This is a genomic window from Emcibacter sp. SYSU 3D8 (genome assembly GCF_039655875.1).
Lineage (GTDB): Bacteria > Pseudomonadota > Alphaproteobacteria > SMXS01 > SMXS01 > RI-34.
Window position 1 is genome coordinate 13,731 of sequence record NZ_JBBYXK010000001.1, and the last position, 17,747, is coordinate 31,477.

Annotated in this window: 9 protein-coding genes; 6 read left to right on the plus strand and 3 right to left on the minus strand. The window is 63.3% G+C overall.

Annotation, left to right across the window (positions count from 1 at the left end; genetic code table 11):
- Positions 1 to 19 precede the first annotated feature (19 nt).
- The 3 genes from WJU21_RS00070 to WJU21_RS00080 form a co-directional block, all read right to left on the minus strand.
- Positions 20 to 1,108, minus strand: a complete 1,089-nt coding sequence (locus WJU21_RS00070; protein WP_346321340.1) for an AI-2E family transporter — start codon at positions 1,106 to 1,108, stop codon at positions 20 to 22.
- Between the two features lie 96 nt (positions 1,109 to 1,204).
- Positions 1,205 to 2,845 carry an AMP-binding protein gene (locus WJU21_RS00075; RefSeq protein ID WP_346321341.1) on the minus strand — a complete coding sequence of 547 codons (1,641 nt, stop codon included), beginning with the start codon at positions 2,843 to 2,845 and terminating at the stop codon, positions 1,205 to 1,207.
- A 76-nt stretch (positions 2,846 to 2,921) separates the two neighbouring features.
- Positions 2,922 to 4,295: an aromatic ring-hydroxylating dioxygenase subunit alpha gene (locus WJU21_RS00080; RefSeq protein WP_346321342.1), complete on the minus strand. Its 1,374-nt coding sequence runs from the start codon at positions 4,293 to 4,295 to the stop codon at positions 2,922 to 2,924.
- Between the two features lie 357 nt (positions 4,296 to 4,652).
- On the opposite strand from WJU21_RS00080, the gene WJU21_RS00085 reads away from it, so the two are divergent.
- The 6 genes from WJU21_RS00085 to WJU21_RS00110 all read left to right on the plus strand — a co-directional run bounded on the left by WJU21_RS00085 (position 4,653) and on the right by WJU21_RS00110 (position 17,628).
- Positions 4,653 to 7,106, plus strand: a complete 2,454-nt coding sequence (locus WJU21_RS00085) for a TonB-dependent receptor (RefSeq protein WP_346321343.1) — start codon at positions 4,653 to 4,655, stop codon at positions 7,104 to 7,106.
- 434 nt (positions 7,107 to 7,540) lie between these two features.
- Positions 7,541 to 9,106, plus strand: coding sequence for a hypothetical protein (locus WJU21_RS00090; protein WP_346321344.1), 1,566 nt, complete (start codon positions 7,541 to 7,543; stop codon positions 9,104 to 9,106).
- Between the two features lie 80 nt (positions 9,107 to 9,186).
- On the plus strand, positions 9,187 to 10,860 hold the full coding sequence (locus WJU21_RS00095; RefSeq protein ID WP_346321345.1) for a DUF6065 family protein: 1,674 nt from the start codon (positions 9,187 to 9,189) through the stop codon (positions 10,858 to 10,860).
- A 336-nt stretch (positions 10,861 to 11,196) separates the two neighbouring features.
- Complete coding sequence (locus WJU21_RS00100) at positions 11,197 to 12,285, plus strand: transferrin-binding protein-like solute binding protein (RefSeq protein ID WP_346321346.1); 1,089 nt, start codon at positions 11,197 to 11,199, stop codon at positions 12,283 to 12,285.
- Between the two features lie 13 nt (positions 12,286 to 12,298).
- Positions 12,299 to 16,207, plus strand: coding sequence for a hypothetical protein (locus WJU21_RS00105; protein WP_346321347.1), 3,909 nt, complete (start codon positions 12,299 to 12,301; stop codon positions 16,205 to 16,207).
- 35 nt (positions 16,208 to 16,242) lie between these two features.
- Positions 16,243 to 17,628 carry a surface lipoprotein assembly modifier gene (locus WJU21_RS00110; RefSeq protein ID WP_346321348.1) on the plus strand — a complete coding sequence of 462 codons (1,386 nt, stop codon included), beginning with the start codon at positions 16,243 to 16,245 and terminating at the stop codon, positions 17,626 to 17,628.
- The last annotated feature ends 119 nt before the right edge of the window (positions 17,629 to 17,747 follow it).

Consider the following 17,747-nt stretch of genomic DNA (forward strand, 5'->3'; position numbering starts at 1 on the left):
GCCGGGGCACGGCGGCTGTTCAGTCGGCGGGCGGCACGCTGGCCTCGTTCGCGTCGGCCCGTCGGCGCTCGGCGGCCAGCAGCTCCCATACGGCAATGAACATGGCGGCGATCAGCGGGCCCAGAATGATGCCGTTGAGCCCGAACAGGACGATGCCGCCCAGGGTCGTGATCAGCACCAGATAGTCGGGCATCTTGGTGTCCTTGCCCACCAGCAGCGGGCGCAGGATGTTGTCGATCAGGCCGATCGCGAACACGCCCACGATCACCAGCAGCACGGCCTTGGCCATGGCGCCGGTGGCCAGCAGATAGATCGCCACGGGCACCCAGACGAAGCCGGTACCCACCGCCGGCAGCAGCGACAGGAACGCCATCAGCACGCCCCACAGCACCGGCGCGTGGATGCCAAGCACCCAGAACGTCAGGCCGCCCAGCGAGCCCTGGGCGACGGCGACGACGAAGCTGCCCTTCATGGTGGCGCGCATCACGGTGAGAAACTTGTCGAACAGCAGCTCGCGAATGCCGATCGGCAGCGGCACGTCGGCGCCGATGCGTCGGGTGAGTTTCCGGCCGTCGCGTAGCAGGAAGAAGGTGAGGTACAGCATGATGCCCAGATTCACCAGGAAGCTGAGCGCGCCCTGGCCGATGTTGAGCGCCTGGGTGGCGATGGCCTGAAGACGGCCGGACAGGCCCGACGACAGCTGTTCGCGGATCGCGCCCAGGTCACCCATGTCGAGGCGGTCGAGCAGGTCGGTGGCCCACCAGGGCAGCGCGTCCTGGATGCTGCGCAGCCACACCGCCGGGTCGAACTGGCCGGTCTCGATGCGGGTATAGAGCCGCGACGCCTCCTGCAGCAGCGAGATGATGATCAGCGTGCCCGGCAGGATGACGAGGGTGATGATCAGCAACAAGGTCAGCAGCGCGGCGGCGTTCTGGCGTCCCGGTATCCGGTTCAGGATGCGCCGCTGAACCGGCCGGAATACCACGGTGACCGCGATGGCCCACAGGATCGCGCCGTAGAATTGCCACAGCACCAGGAAGAACGCCGCCGACACGAAGGTCAGCAGGACCAGGAAAGTGGCTCTCTCGATGCCGTGTTGTTCGGACATTCAGCTCGTTCGCCCGCGGGATGAAGCGGGCCGGAGTGTAGGCGGTTTATGCGCCGTGCGGAATGGGCTTGGCAGGCCGTGCACGGATGGATGCCGTCATTCGGCCGCGCCGCGCCGGGCCTCCAGTTCGGCTTCCAGTTCGGTACGCATCTTGAACTTCTGGATCTTGCTGGTGGACATGGGCCAGGCGGTCACGAAACGCACATGGCGGGGGATCTTGAAGCTGGAGATGCGGCCCTTGCACCAGGCGATCAGGTCCTGCTCGCCGATGCTTTCACCGGGCTTCAGCTCGACGAAGGCGGCAGGCACCTCGACCAGGCGCGGATCCGGGATGCCGACCACCTGGGCCAGCTTCACCGCCGGATGCTGCTGCAGCAGGCCCTCGATCTCGGCGGCGGCCACGTTCTCGCCGCCCACCTTCAGCATGTCCTTGAAGCGGCCGTGGAACATCAAGGTGCCGTGCTCGTCCAGGCTGCCGATATCGCCCGTGTGCAGCCAGCCGTCGCGGATGGTCTGTGCCGACTTCTCCGGGTCCTTGTAATAGCCCTTCAGGATATTGACGCCGCGCACGCAGATTTCGCCGCGCTCGCCGGTGGGTACCGGCTTGCCGGTGTCGGGATCGCGGATCTCGACCTCCTGGCCCGGCATCGGCGAGCCCAGCCGGGTGTGCCGCAGCTGCTCCGGGCTGTCGACCGGCGAGGTTGTGACCGTGCCCGAGGCTTCGCTGAGCCCGTAGGTGCCCACCTGGATGCAGTCGGGCATGGCCCTAGTCAGCTTTTCGGTAAAGCCGGGCGGCTGCACGGCCAGGCTGGAATTCATCAGCCGGATGGCGCTGAGATCGGTGGTGGCGAAATCGGGGTGGTTGATCAGGTCGCCGATGATGGTGACGAAGCAGGCATAGTTGATGGTGGCCCGGGAATCCTCCAGCAGCTTGAGCGCCACGCCCGCGTCGAAATAGCCCATGGTCACATAGGCGCTGCCCATGTCGAAGCAGGCGGCGATGGGGAAGGTGGCGGCAATGTGGAACATGGGCAGCGGCGACCAGAAGCTGTCCTTCTCGGTCATGCCGTAGGCCTTGGCCATGGCGCGGCCGTTGCCGATGATCGACCGGCCGGTGATCATGCAGCCCTTGGGATTGGATGTGGTGCCCGAGGTGTACAGGATCATGCACAGATCGTCGGCGCCGACGGCATCGGTGCGGCGTTCGATCTCGGCCGTGGACACGGCTTGCGCGTCGGCGGACAGGTCCGCCTCGCCGACCATGCCGGGTGCGCTGTCGCCCAGCAGCAGGATGTTGCGCAGCCGGGGGGCCACGCCCAGTGACAGGGCGCGGGGGTTGTCGGCTGTCTCCAGGCCCGGCAGGCCTTCGCCCAGCCGCTCGATGAAGTTCACGCCCTCGGCCACCTTGCCCGTGGTGACGATGGTGACGATATCGGCGTTTTCGGTGACATAGGCGATCTCGCTGCCCCGGTAGCGGGCGTTGATCGGCACCATGACGGCGCCCGCCATGGCGATGCCGAACATCACTTCCATGAACTCGAAGCTGGTCGGCAGCAGGATGCCCACATGCTCGCCCGGCCTTACACCCAGCGCGGCCAACTGGCGGGCGCGCTGGACGGCGCGGTCATGCAGTTCGGCGAAGCTCTGCCGGCGCTCGGGAAAGATCACCGCGTCGCGCTCGGGCCAGGTCTTTGCCGCGCGTGCCAGCAACCGGCCGAACGTGTTGATTTCCGTCATTGTCGTCTTTCCCGTTTATCGCTCGGACATGGGTGATCTTGCCTCGCCAGGCGGGCAAGACCACGAAGGGATGGTTTTATTTCTCACCCTCGATGTACCGGTCCAGCTCGTTATGGAAGTGCCGCACGCGGGCTTCCTGCTCGCTCCACAAGGGACCCCGGAATCCCTTGCTGCGCAATCCCTTCTGGACAATGGGCAGCAGTTCGGAATCCTGGTCGAGCACCAGGCCCAGACCGGCGGGCTCGCCGATGCCCGTGCGCTCGATGTCCGGGCGCTCGCGGCCCGAGCAGTCGGTACCCTCGGGCAGTCCCATCCAGTCCGGCACCTTGAAGTTGGGATCGTCCACATGCCGGACCAGGGTCATGGTGTCATAGGTAAAGCGTTGCGGGTCGTCGGCATGGGGCATGAAGCGCATCAGGAACGCGCCTTCCGGGTGGATGCCGAACTGCACATTGGGGAAGATGCCGGTGGCGAAACTGTCGGTAAGCTGGACGTCGGACAGGGTCTCCCAGCCCAGGTCGAAGCGTGTCGAGAAGCTGCGCTTGGCGGCGGCGAGGGCAGGGCGCACGTCCTGCGGGCCACCCTCGAACGCCTCGGGCTCCAGGCCCACCGAATCCAGCATGTATTGCAGGCCGGGATTGATCGATGACTGGTCGGGAAAATGCGGGCTCGGCACGCCGATCGGGACGATCATCCGGCTCATGCCGTTGGCGTAGCAGTCGATCTGGGTGGTGATGTCGCCCATGATCGGCTGGGTCTGCGGATGCACCGATCCAAGGTGATAGGTTTCGTAGAACGCGTCGATGCCGGTCTTCCAGTTGGCCGCCCAGTCGCTGCGCACGTGGCGCACCACATTCATCCTGTCGACCTGGAAGGCTTCCATGTGGCTGGCGACCGGCCCGAGGAATTCGCGCAGCGGCACGGGATCGTCGTCCATTGAGACGAAGATCACGCCGGCAACGATGTCCATGGCCACGGGCGCCATGTCGGGCGCGCAATCCAGCACTTCGGGTTTGAAGGATTCGGCGTCGGTGACATGGGCCAGCTTGCCGTCGATGGTCCACTGCCAGGAATGGAAGTTGCAGGTGAAGCGGTCGCTGACATGGCCGAATTCCGCGTGGACCAGCCGGTTGCCGCGATGGCCGCACACATTGTAATAGGCGCTGATATCCGACGCGCCGGCACCGGTGCGGACGATTACGAAGGATTCGTGCAGCAGGTCGTAGGTGAGAAAGTCGCCGACGTCCGGAATATCCGAGACCAGCCCGGCAATGGTCCAGACCCGGCTCCAGAGCCGCGCCCATTCCCGGTCTTTCCAGGTTTCATCGTAGTAGCGTGCCGGGTCCTTGATGTCGGCGCCATTGTCCACATAGGGCGCCTTGTAGTCGGCGGCCGAGGGCGGCGCATCCGGGTTCAGCACCGGTCCGCCCTGTTCCAGGTTGTAGTCCATCGCTCGCTCCTGAGTCTCCGATACGCGCCAGGTCGTGGGCGCGATCCTTCCCCCAGGGCCGAGACTAGCACGGCGTCTCCGGACGATGAAGATTCAAAAGAAACAATCTCTACGGCTTCTTAACGTCTCTCTAGGCCGTTGTATTCATTGCGCTATTTACCGGGAAGATCACCTATGAATGTAGCATTGAGCGACTCATCGTATTGATAATATTGGCTGAAAAGGCGGAAAACTTGATTAAAGCAAACAGTATTGTATGTTATGTGCGCAGTCGTAGAACAAGGGGCGCACTATTGGCGCCCGCCGGGACGGGCGGCGCATTACCACCCTTCCGGGCGTATTTCCGGGGAGGCAAATATGAAGGCGAGTGCATTATCGGCCATTGCCGCTGTGTCGTTGATGGGGACAGCGGTCGGGGCGGCAGAGCCCGAGAACGGCGGTGCAGACCGCGCACCACCGGTCACTCGAACGTCGTCTGGCACCGTCGAGAATGTCTACGTCTCGGCAACCCGCCGGGGCGAGACCGACATCCGAACCACGCCCATCGCCGTGTCTTCCGTGGATTCCGCGGCCATCGCCACCATGGTGCCGCAGAACATCGGCGAGTTGTCGACTCTGGTACCCAATTTTTCGGCCGCCCAGATCACCGGCTTCAATGCGGCATCGTTCTCGATCCGCGGCATTGGCCTGACCGATATTATCGTCTATCTGGATGCGCCGGTGGCGGTGATGGTCGACGACTTCGTCATGCCGAGCGTCCAGACCCAGTTGCTCGATACTTTCGACATTGACCGGGTCGAGGTGCTGCGCGGCCCGCAGGGAACATTGTTCGGCAAGAATACCACCGGCGGCGTGGTCCAGGTGTTCACCAAGCGGCCGGCACTGGACCGCTTCGGCGCCGAGGGCAGCTTCCGCTACGGTAATTTCGACACGGTCGGGGCGCGGCTCGCCCTCAATGTTCCGATCGTCGAGGGCAAGTTGGCGCTGCGCGCGAACCTGCTCTACGACAACAATCACGGCTATTACCGTAACGGCGCGGCATTTGGCCCGGTCACGCCCTTCGATGCAGACAATCCTTACGATGGGGCCACCGGTCAGGGCGACGGCTCACATATTGGCGGCAAGGATGTCTGGGGCGGCAGGATCAAGCTGCTGTGGCAGCCCACCGATCATTTCGAGGCGCTGCTGCAATATGAAGTCGCGCGTGATCGGTCGGATTCGGTTCCCTCGATCAACGAAACCCCAGCCGGCGACCCGCGCTTTGTGTGGAACCTGCTGGGCCTGACGCAGGAGACGGGCGGTGATCCCCGATTCAATGCCGCCGTCACCGACCGCCATGACGCATTGCTGAAGATGGACGAGGGACACCGGGTCGATGTCGACGGTGTCTACCTGAACATGCAACTCGAATTGGGTGATCTGACCTTCAATTCCGTCACCGGCTATCGCTACCAGAAGTCACGATTGCCCAGCACCTATACGGGCGAGGTCGGCCCGGTGTCGCTGTTCGACGCCAATCGCGCCGATAATCGCGAGACCTTTCAGCAGGAGCTTCGCGTGTCGTCCAGTTTCGACGGCGCCTTCAACTTTGTCGCGGGCGCGTTCTACCAGAAGAACGATGACAGGTTCTGCGTTGTCCAGGTGCTGGGGTTTCTCGACCTGATCGGCCTGATCAACGCGGTACCCGGCGGCTTCGACCAGAATCCACAGGTGCTGTGCAACCGCCAGGACGCCGACACCTTCGCCCTGTTCACCGACGCCACTGTCGACATCACCGACCGGCTGCAGCTGACCGGCGGCTTTCGCTACACCTGGGAAAAGAAGTCCTGGGCCGGCCGCCACCAGATTTTCTACCAGCAGCTTGAAGGTGGCTTTGACCCGTCGCTGACCTGGGAGGATTTCGACGATGCCCTCGATGCGGGCGACTTCGAGGCCTATCCGTTCGGCGTGGTCCGGAACGCGCGCAAATGGAACAAGCCGACCTGGCGCGGCACCTTGTCCTATGACTTCTCCGACGACTGGTACGGCTATTTCACCGTCTCGCGCGGTTTCAAGTCCGGCGGCTACAACGACCAGACCGGCACGACCGGCATCCCGCTCGACGAGGCAACCACCCAGCCCTACGATCCGGAATACGCCACCTCCTACGAACTGGGCGTGAAGGCGGATCTGATGGATCGCCGCTGGAGCTTCGCGCTGACCGGTTTCTATGTGGATTACAGCGACGCCCAGCGCGGCCTCGTCGCCACCTTGACCAACAGCTTCGGCCAGCAGTTCCAGGAAACCCGGTTCTTCAATGCGGCCAAGATCCAGGTGAAGGGGTTCGAGTTCGAAACCACGGTACGTCCGATTGACGGCCTGACGATCCGGGGCAACGCGGGCTTTCAGGACGGCAAGTACAAGCGGTTCGAGGCCGACACCGATTTCGACGGCGACATCGACGTGGACTTTTCGGACCGGCCACTCAACCGCTCGCCCAAATGGATGGCCACCATCGATGCAACCTACGTCCACCCGGTGGGCAATGCGGGCACCCTGACCTGGAACGTCAGCTACAATTACGAAGCCCGCAACGCGTTCATCTATTCTGACGTGGACCCGGACTTCGACACCTATCTGGACCCGCGCAATCTGGTGAATGCCAGCCTGACATTTGACGATATGAAAAGCCGCTACTATGTGCGTGTTTTCGGCCGGAACCTGACCGACGACCGCTACCGCATCTCGTCGCAGCCGGTGGCGGCATTGTGGACGTTCACCCAGTACGGCCAGCCACGCCATTACGGCATCGAGGTCGGTTTCAAACTCTAGGAAACGAAGAGCGGGGAGGACCTGGCGGGCGCTTTTGCAGGTGTGGTTCAGGATGGTCTGTATAAAACAGGCGTTGTTGATTTTAATGCGCCGTCCGCTTATGGTCGCACGAAGGCAAGGGCGTCGTCGGCCGGCAGGTTCAGGCGCTGCACGGACAATGCGGGCAACGGGGGCCGCAGGCCTCAGATTATTCGGGATTTCCGGTTCCAGGCTGCAGGTTGCGCGCCGGTTTCTGAAACTTCCATATCCTTATCCGAGCCCCTTCGGATATCCTGAGGGACCGATGTTTCGACATCGGTCCCTATTTTTTTCCATGCGTTGACGAGATGCCGGCTACCGGCCACTCTGGCTGTCCGCCGGATGGCGGCGCCAGCGTCAAAAGGTATTGTGAGAAGCAGGCGGGTATTTGCCGACACCATGTTCGGGGGATTTCGATGGGCTTATTTCGGCTGTTGATCCTGATCATCTGCGCATTTTGCGCCACACCCGCCGCCGCCGCGCTCGATGACGATCGCTGGCAGGAGGTACGCTCCGAACATTTTCGCATCTATGCCAACGGCGATGTGGAAGAGGCCAAGGACCTGGCCCGGGAAATGGAAAACTTCCGGCGCATCGTGTTGATGGCAACGGGCCTGAGGGATGTGGAGGGCGGTGTTCCGTTTACCATGTTCGCCGCCAGAAACCGGAACGACTTCAAGCAGTTCTTCTCGCAGTTCTGGGTCGTGGGCGTGTTTACCGGATCGATGCGCGGCTATTACGCGATCATCGACATGAGCAGCCGGCGGCCCAACGAGAGGGGCAAGTTCGTGCGTGCGGCTGATCTGATCGTGAAGCACGAATATGTCCATTTCATCCTCTCGACGACGACGCGCGTGCGGTATCCGTACTGGTATGAGGAAGGCTTTGCCGAATATCTCTCGACCGCTCGCTATGAGGATGGCGAGGTCAGCATCGGGTTTCCCGTGGTGGACAGGCATTTGTCGCTGTCCGACGGCTTCGGGCTGTCCAGCATGGACAAATTGCTGACGTCGACCCGGGTCGACCAAAAGGTCAATACCGATAATCTTTATGCCCAGAGCTGGCTTCTGGTCCATCACCTGATGAATACGCCGGAATTGCGCCCCAAGGTGGTCGATTACCTGAAACGCTATGACGAGACCGGCGACTCGCTCGGGGCGTTCAAGGCGGTTTTCGGGGATGACCTGGACACCCTGCAGAAGCGGCTTTCGCGCAAATCGGAACGTGGCCGCTACGAGTACACCCGGTTCAAGCCGACATTGCCGATGCCGGAGGCCGCCCTTGCCGTCTTGCCCGTGCCCCAGACACAGATGCGGCTGGCGCTGGCGCAGGCGCTGCAGCACTTTCCCGGCGGCGACAAGCGGCGCGATCAGGTCAGGGGCCATTACGAACGGGTACTGGCGGATGAGCCGGCCAATGCCGCAGCGCTTGCCGGCATGGCGGATCTGGCCCTGATACAGCGGAATCCCGAACTGGCGGCGACCTATCTGGGCAGGATCCCCGACAGTGTCGAGGACGAGGCCGTGCTGATCGCACGCGGCGACCTTGCGTTGATGCGGGCCGTGCGCGCCAACCTGTCCCAGCCGCTGCTTGAGGAGGCAAGGGATCGCTATATCTCGGCGCTGCGGCTGAACAACCGGTCGGCGGAGGCGTTTTTCAGCTATGGGCTGACCTTTCTTGGCGCCTCGGGCGACCCGAAGGAAGGTCTGGCGGGATTCCGCGAGGCTGCAGCACTGGCGCCCGGGGATTCACAAGCCGCGTTCTTCCATGCCTTGATGCAGCTGCAGGCGGGCGGTTTCGACGAGGCCGCAAGGCTGGGCCGTCAGGTGGCGCTGGGCAACCGCGAACCGGAATTCGTGGCGTTCGGCAACCAGGTGATCGCGCTGGCAAACGCCGGGGACGCCGAGGCCGGGCGCGTTTTCGCGCGCGACATCCTGCTCCGGCACATGTCCGGGCGGCTGGCACGGGAGATCGACGACTAGGGCGGGGCGTTGGCAGCGGTCGATCCGTATACTAGCCTTCGCGACAGCGGGCCGCTGTGGCCGCGCCGAGGAGCCCGTCAATGGAGCTGACCGCCTATCTGCATCCGGGCTGGACGCCGCTGATCCGACCCGCGCCCGCCGGCCGGGCGTGGATGGACGCAACCCCCGAATCCTTCGCCTATCGTTGCCTGCCGCTCAACATCGCCAACGCCCATGGCTGGGAGGTGCTGACACCGTTTGGTTTCGAGGCGGTCTGGGACGGCGGCGCCGGCACCGACGCCGTCACGATCGCACCGGATCCGGACGCCGCGCCCGCGCGGGCGCCGGTGTCGCTGTTCGGCCAGGGCGTGCTGACGTTTCACATCGAGGCAATCCTGCGCACGCCGCCAGGCTGGGATCTGTGGGTCGGCGGCTCGCCCAACCGGCAAAAGGACGGCATCGCGCCGTTGACCGGCGTGGTCGAGACCGACTGGTCGCCCTTCACCTTCACCATGAACTGGCGCTTTACCCGGCCCGGCCACACGGTGCGGTTCGAGGCGATGGAGCCGTTCTGCTTCCTGTTTCCGGTGCAGCGCGGCGCCGTCGAGGCGTTCGCGCCGAAATTCGCGCCGCTCGGCGCCGATCCTGAAACCGAGAAACGCTTCCGTGCCTGGAGCGAGGCCCGCGACGCCTTCCACGCCAAGATGCAGCGCGAGCCGCCGGAGGCGCCCGCCGACCGCTGGCAGAAGCACTATTACCGCGGCACCGACGTCACCGGCGAGGTGCTGGCTCCCGGGCACCGGGCCAAGCTGCGGCTGAAGCCCTTCGACCGGACCGCCGCGCCGCAGGTGCCGGCACCACCCGCCGAGGACCTACCGCAAGCCGCGCAGCATACAGCACCCGGCGCGCCGGTCACCGCGGATGGCGAGGAGATCGCGGCGCTGCGGACCGCGCTCGCCAAGCGGGAATGGCTGCTGGAGACGCTGGAGCGCCAGCGGGCTCTGGCGCCGGCGGCGGCCGGCATCCCGCGCCGCGAAAACCTGGGCGCGGACGAGTTCCTCGAGCATTATTATGCCGTCAACCGCCCGGTTATCCTGGTGGGCGAGATGGCGGACTGGCCGGCGCTTGCCCGCTGGACGCCGGATTACCTGAAGGCGGCGGTCGGCGCCGCCACGGTGGAATACCAGGGCGGCAGGACCGGCAACGCACGCTTCGAAATGGAGAAGGACCTGCACCGCCGCGAAGGCCCCTTCGACGCCTTCATGGACCAGATCACGCGCGTGGACGGCAATGACGCCTACATCACCGCCTACAATTCGGCGCGCAACCGCGAGGCGCTGGCGCCGCTGTCCGGCGACATGGGCACCCTGGACAAGTTCCTCACCACCGAGCGCCCCGCCGCCGAGGGCATGATGTGGATCGGCCCGGCGGGCACCGCCACCTCGCTGCATCACGACCTGACCAACAACTTCATCGGCCAGCTGGTGGGCCGCAAGCGGCTGCAGATCCTGCCGGCGTCCGAGGTGGGCCGGCTCTACAACGACAGGCACGTGTTCAGCCGCATCGCCGATCTGGAAGATCCGGGCCTGGATGCCGCCCACTGGCCGCGCCTGCCTGGCGCCCATGTCTACGAGGTGATCCTGGAGCCTGGGGAAATCCTGTTCATGCCGCTGGCGTGGTGGCACCAGGTGAAGGCGCTGGATTTCAGCGTCACCGTCACCTGGACCAATTTCCGCTGGCCCAACGACGGTCACGCTTCCTATCCGCCCGGATAGGCGGTCGGCCTGTCGCCGCCAGCCGGCCTGACGCTCGAGGCGGGCGCCGGAAGGACCGGACGAATCACCCGCTAAACGTCTACACGCGCCCGAAAGCGGAGTCCGCACGCACCTGATGACGGCGGTTTCCAGGGTAGCGTGTGCCCTGTCTTCTCGTGGACAGATAAAAAAGCCGGCAGTAATGCTGGCGATTCTCCGAGATTCCGGCCGGGCTCGATAATGGCCCGGCGACGACGTGCATAAAGTTGGTTGACGGGTTTTGCGGGCACCCAAACAATAACGGCATAGGCGCTGCCGGGGTTTGGCGGTCATGCCAAATTGTTTGGGGGACAATGCATGCTTAAATCCGTTGTGAACGGGGTGATTTTTGCGTCGTTGCTGGCATTGCCAGCCTGTGGAGGCGGGTCGGGAATATCGCCGACGCCCACGCCGACGCCGACGCCTACTCCAACACCTACGCCGACGCCGACGCCTGCTCCAACACCGACACCGACGCCTGCTCCGACGCCGACACCCACGCCGACACCGACGCCTACACCCACACCCACACCCACACCCACACCCACACCCACTCCCACTCCCACGCCGACACCGACGCCCACGCCTACGCCTACGCCTACGCCGACCAATCAGTCGCTATCGAACCTGACGGTCAACGAAGCCTTCCAGGCCGTATCGGTTGAGATTCACTTCAATGTCAACGGCAGCGGCCAAGCGACGGGAACGTCGAGCAGCATCGAAGGCTTCACCGGCGGCAATTCGGTAACCTACAACGTGGCCGCAGACAGCTTCGAAGTGTCGGTCTCACACCCGTCCATCACCTTCAATGAAACCTTCGCGCCAGCGAACATCAACTCGATCAGCAGTAATACCACCCTGACCGTGTACGAGAAGGTTAGCGGCGAGCGGGTATACATCATGCTGAAGCCGGATGATCCCGAGCTTGACCTGAGCTACGTCACCTTCGGCAACTGGACAAACGCCAACGGCAGCAACAACAGCTTGGCCAACGGCTACCTGGTCTTCGGCGTCCGTACGCCGTCAGGCTCTATGCCCCGGATCGGTTCGGCGACGTTCGACGGCCAGACGATCGGCACCCTGACCGATAGCTCCGGCACGATCTACACCATAAGCGGGTTCGGGGCGTTGACCGCCGATTTTAGCGCAGGCTCGGTGAGTGGCAACTTCACCAGCATGGCCAAGTACAACGTGCTGACCGAAACCGTGACGCCGTGGCGCGATTTCACCCTCAATTCGACCATCAGCGGCAACTCCTTCAGCGGCACTGCCGCAACCAAGGACGGCCAGCTGTCCGGCACCAACCAGGGTGGCTTCTTCGGCCCGGCGGCCGAGGAGATCGGCGGCGCCTACCGCATGACCGGCAGCGGAGAGCAGGCGACGGGCGCGTTTGTGGGTAAGCGGTAAGGGGAGCAGGCAAATGTATAGGGAACGGAAACCGACTTCTGCTTGGCTGAATACCGCGGCGCTTTTGATGGCGACCTCCTGCCTCACGCCGGTGGGTGCGTCCGCAAGCTGTGTACCCAGTCCGGCACAATCGGGTGACCTTATCGTGTGTACCGGCTCGGACACCTCTGGTGTCGGTACCGGCCTTGAAGAAAATGTAAAGCTGACGGTGAGCGATGGCGCTTCCATCGTCTATTCCGGTGACGGTTTTGCCGTGCAGATCGGCAAGAACAGCCAGGTGACTAACAGCGGTTCGATCAGCGATGCCGGGGTATTGGTGGGGGCCTTCAGCGATATTCACAACACGGTAACCGGGACTATCGAGGGCCTGACCGAAGGCCTCGTTGCCGTGGAATCCACCATTCTGAACGAAGGCACGGTTGAGTCCCCTGCAACAGCTGTTCGGATCGTCGATGCGGATTTGACCAATGACGGGACGATCTCAGCCATTGCCGGCGCTGGAGGCGTACCGATCGCCCTGGACACAATTGGTTCTACGATCAGGAACAATGGCAAGATTTACGCTGAAGGAGGCGCCTTCTCCAACGTCGTCGGGGTCTTTGCCGGGAATTTCAACGATCTGACGAACGACGGCCTGATCCATGCGAACGCCATCGGAACCGACGGAATCGCGATCGGTGTATGGGGGCCGAGTGGCCTGCAGAACATTGTCACCAACAATGACACGATCAGGGTCGATGCGCAGGGCGCCAGCACGGGCTTGTTCCTGATCGACGGGAAGGTTGTGAACAACGGCGAGCTAATCGTCGTGGGCGGTGGCGCCACCGGCATACGCACGAATTACGGCCTCGACCTCAAAAACACCGGCACGATCACCGTTTCGGGGGACGGCGGCGCTGAGGCGGTTATTGCCGGTGGTAATTCGACGGTTTTCAACAGCGGTAGCATCCTGGCGTCAGGTGGTGAAAACGACGTCGGGATCATCGGTGGCAACAACACCTCCGGCGCCTTGAGTGTCTGGAATTCCGGCACGATAGACGCGGATATCGCGATCACCGTCACCGGCGGCGATACCTCGGGTACGGCTGTAGACGTCGACAATACCGGCAAGATCCAAGGGGCAATTTTGCTGGGTGATGCCGGAGACAAGCTGGTCAACATGCCCGCCGGAAAAATCGTTGGCGACATCGTGATGGGCGACGGCAGTGACGTTGTCATCAATGCCGGCCTCATTGCCGGTGACATTTCCCTTGGAGCAGGCGACGACTTTTTCTTCAGGGACGCCGATGCCGAGCCCGACGCGGAAGGAACGGTTGATGCCGGCGAAGGCTGGGATAGCATCGGCATCTACTCCAACGATACCGAGAGTGGCGTCCTGAAGCTGTCGGGCGGTTTCGAAGCGGCAGCCGTCTATGTTGAGGACTGGGCTACGTTCACCATTGCGGAAGGCTCAGGCGATGCTGACGGGATGACCGTTTCTCTACTGGGCAGCGGTCTGGTCATCAACGATGCGGGACTTGCCGCCAAGAGCGGCTATGCAACGGTCGCCCTGAAGAGCGAAGGCCTTGAATTCCGCAACGCGAATTCAATCTCCGCCGGCAATCACGGCATCGAGACATGGAACAGAAACGTCGTCATCAATGCTGCCAACGCCGAAGTTACCTCTCTCAATTTCGCAATTGATGCCGGGGACTTCAACGACATCCTCAACGCGGGCACGCTCAAGTCGGAAACCGGGGGCATTCGTGTCGAGTTTCTCAACAGTGAAGACATGAATGGGGATGGTTACGCCGGCGTGACGAACCAGGGCTTGATCGAGGCACCGGTCGGCATTTTCGTCGCGTTGGGAACGATCGTGGGCGGAGCGACCAGCAACAATCTCGTGACGAACGGCATCGACGGCGAAATCAAGGCACATACTGGCATCTTGGTCAGTTCCAACCTCAACAAGATCATCAATCAGGGCACGATCGAAGGCGAGGCGTACGGCATTCGGATCGCCGGCAAGTCCGGTAACTGGGTTGTGAACGAGGCAGGCGGCACGGTCACTGCCGGAGATGACGGCGTCAACGTGCTCGGCGATGCTAGTATTGTCTACAATGCCGGCACAATCGCGGGTGGCAAGAATGGTGCGGAAGATGGCGGCTCACCTGACGACACCAAGGCCTTCGGCGTGAAGCTTGAAGGAACTGGCGGCCGGATCTCGAATGTTGCTGGCCAAATCTATTCCGGTACGGGTCACGGCATCTACGTCAAGGGAAACGGTGTCGTCGTCGAGAACATGTCCGATAGCATCGCGGGAGAAGGCATTGTCGACAGCACCGGGAGCCAGACCGGTATCGAAGGCCTTGACGCCATCAGGATCGAGGGAGTCGGTAACGATATTACCAACACCGGTCTCGTATATAGCGCGCGAAACGGCGTGTCGTTGGCTGGCGTCCAGAACAGCCTGGGCAACGCGGGCCTGATCGAGGCGGACACAGCTGTCTATCTGGATGGCATCGACCACACCATCACCAATGACGGCACACTGAAGGGCGCGTTCGCGGCAGTAAACAATGCGAACGGACCCATGACGCTGAAGAACAGCGGACTTATCAGCGGTGATCTGCTGCTCGGCTCATCGGGTGACACTATCGAACTGTCGACGGGTTCCCGCATCAAGGGAGATATCGTTGGCGGCAGTGGATACGACTCGATCACGGCAACGGGTGATGCGGTGCTTGATGGCAAGATCACGGGCGTCGACGCGCTCGCGGTAGAGGACGGCACGCTGATCCTTCAACTCGATGACGGATCGAGCATAACCAAGACCACCGTCAGCGGCGGTACACTGCGCCTGCAGGGAACGGTTGCGACAAGTGCGACCGTGACGGCGGACGGCGGCCTGGCCGGCATCGGCACCCTTCAGGGGAACGTGACCAACCAGGGTATCGTTACGCCGGGTGCCTTGAACGGCGTGCTGAAGATCAGTGGCAGCTATTCGCAAAGCTCGACGGGTCAGATGTTTGTCGAACTGGGTGCCGCCGGATCGAACAAGCTTGCCGTTACCGGCACCGCTGCGCTGGATGGATTACTCGTAGCCGGCCTGATCGGCCGTGATCTCGATGCGCTCGAAGGTAAATCGTACACTGTGCTCACGGCCGGTTCCGTTGTCGGTTCCTTCGATACGGCGGGGACCGTGCAGCAAGGCTTCTGGACCCTCGATGTGCAGCATAGCGGAACTGCGGTCACAGTGACTGTCACCGATGTCGATCTGACCATCGGGGCGTCGGCGCCGTTGGTCGGCTCTCTTGCCGGGACGGTCAGGACCGCCGGAGACATAGAGGTGGACCTGCCTGGGGGTGGAATCATCATAAATGGCGGCGACGCACCGCCTCTTGGGGGCGTCATTAGCGTTTTGAATGAACCGGTACAGCAATCCACCGCGCTCGATTATGACAGCCTGGGCGACTGGGAGAGCACGGCGGCGTCCTATGTGGGCGGGTTCGACGGTCTCGGCGCGCGCACGCCTGCGGGCGCCATGCCGAAGACCGGCACGGCCGCGTTCGAGGGCACCACGCAGGGCGCGTTGACCGAGACCGCCTCCGGCGCGCCCGAGGCGTTCGTGGTCGAGGGCAATGTGCTGCTCACCGCCAATTTCGCCAGCGGTCTGGTGAATGCCGACTTCACGGAGATGGAGAAGATCGACGCGGCCGGTGTTGCGTCAGCGTGGGTGGACTTCCGCGCCCGCATGTCGATCGCCGACGGCACCAGCGAGTTCGCCGGCACGGCAGGCACCGACGACGGGGTCTGGAACGGCGAGGCGCGCGGCGGCTTCTACGGCGACGAGGGCGGTATGCCGGGGCATGCCGCTGGATTGTGGTCCATGTCCAGCCCGCTCGGCCGTGCGCTGGGCGGGTTCCTGGCGAAACGGCAATGATCGCGCCGCTGCCGGCACCGTCGCGGCGCTGACATATGGGCTGGAGCGGGCATTCGCTGGCGCACATCGTGCCGGCCTTGATCGCGGTGCTGCTCGCGCCGGCCCCGGCGCATGGCGAGGATGCGGCGCCGCCCGAGACACCGCCAGCCGCCGGCGCGGGCGTCTCCGTGCCGCTCGATCGACTGCCCGAGGTGATGACACCGGCCGAGGTGGTCGAGGTGGCCAAGCGGCTGATCCTGGCGGGGCAGAACGATCCGGCGCGGCGCCTGCTGGAGCGCGTCCTGCCGCAGGCGCCCGATCCGGTCGACGTGCGGTTCCTGCTCGGCACCATCGCCGTCGCCGAGAAGCGCCATGGCGACGCGGTGAAGATCTACCGCGACATTCTCACCGAAAAACCGGGGCTCACCCGCGTGCGCCTCGAACTGGCGCGCGCCTTGTTCCTGAACGAGGAGGACGAGGCGGCCGAGCATCACTTCCACCTGGTGTTGGCGGCCCAGCCGCCCGGGCCGGTGGCCGACAACATCAACAAGTTTCTCGACGGCATCCGGGCGCGCAAGGCGTTCCGCTATACGTTCGGCGTCTCGGTCGCGCCCGACACCAACATCAACGTGGCGCCCGAGGACGAGCGCGTCGACCTGTTCGGCCTGCCGTTCATTCTCGATGAAGATGCGCGCAAGAAATCGGGCGTGGGCATGGTGGTCTCGGGCGGCGCGGAATATTCGCCCAACCTCGGCACGCGGGCCAAGCTGGAGAGCAACGTCTTCGTCCGGCATTCGGAATACAAGGGCTCCATGTTCGACGATACGCTGGTCTCGGCCGGCATCGGCCCATCGTTCCGCTGGCCGCGCACGACGATTTCGATGCAGGCGACCGGCTATTATCGCTGGTACGGCCATGCGGCGTACAACCGCAGCATCGGCGGGCAGATCAACTGGGAACAGGACATCGCCCGGCGCTGGCGCATTTCGGCCACCGTCGGCTACCAGCACGTGGATTACCTGCTGAACGACCAACTCGATGGGCCGCTCTATTCCTTCGTCGGCGCCGTCACCTATGGCCTCAGCAGCCGTTCCTATCTGCGCGGCGTGTTCGCGGTGAATTACGAGCGGGCCGACTCGGTCTCGCTGCGCAATACCGAGTGGCGCTACGGGCTGGGTTATTACCGGGAATTCGGCTGGGGCATCATCGCCTATCTGCAGCCCGAGATCACCTTCAACCCCTACAAGGGCATCCAGCCCGCGTTCAACCGGCGCCGCAACGACACCGAATTCCGGGTCGGCCTGTCGCTGATCAAGCGCGACATCAATGTGTGGGGTTTCTCGCCGGAGCTGCGCTACACCTTCGTGAAGAACCACTCCAGCATCGATTTCTACGATTACGACCGGCACCGGGTGGAGATCGGCGTCTCGCGCAGGTTCTGAGGCGCGAGCATACGGTTGTTGCCGGACTGCAACGAACCGTAAAAATTTCCATCCATGCGCCGTAACCGCCTGAATCCCATTGACGGTTGCTGATTTCCCGGCGACAAGCTTTTTTGTCG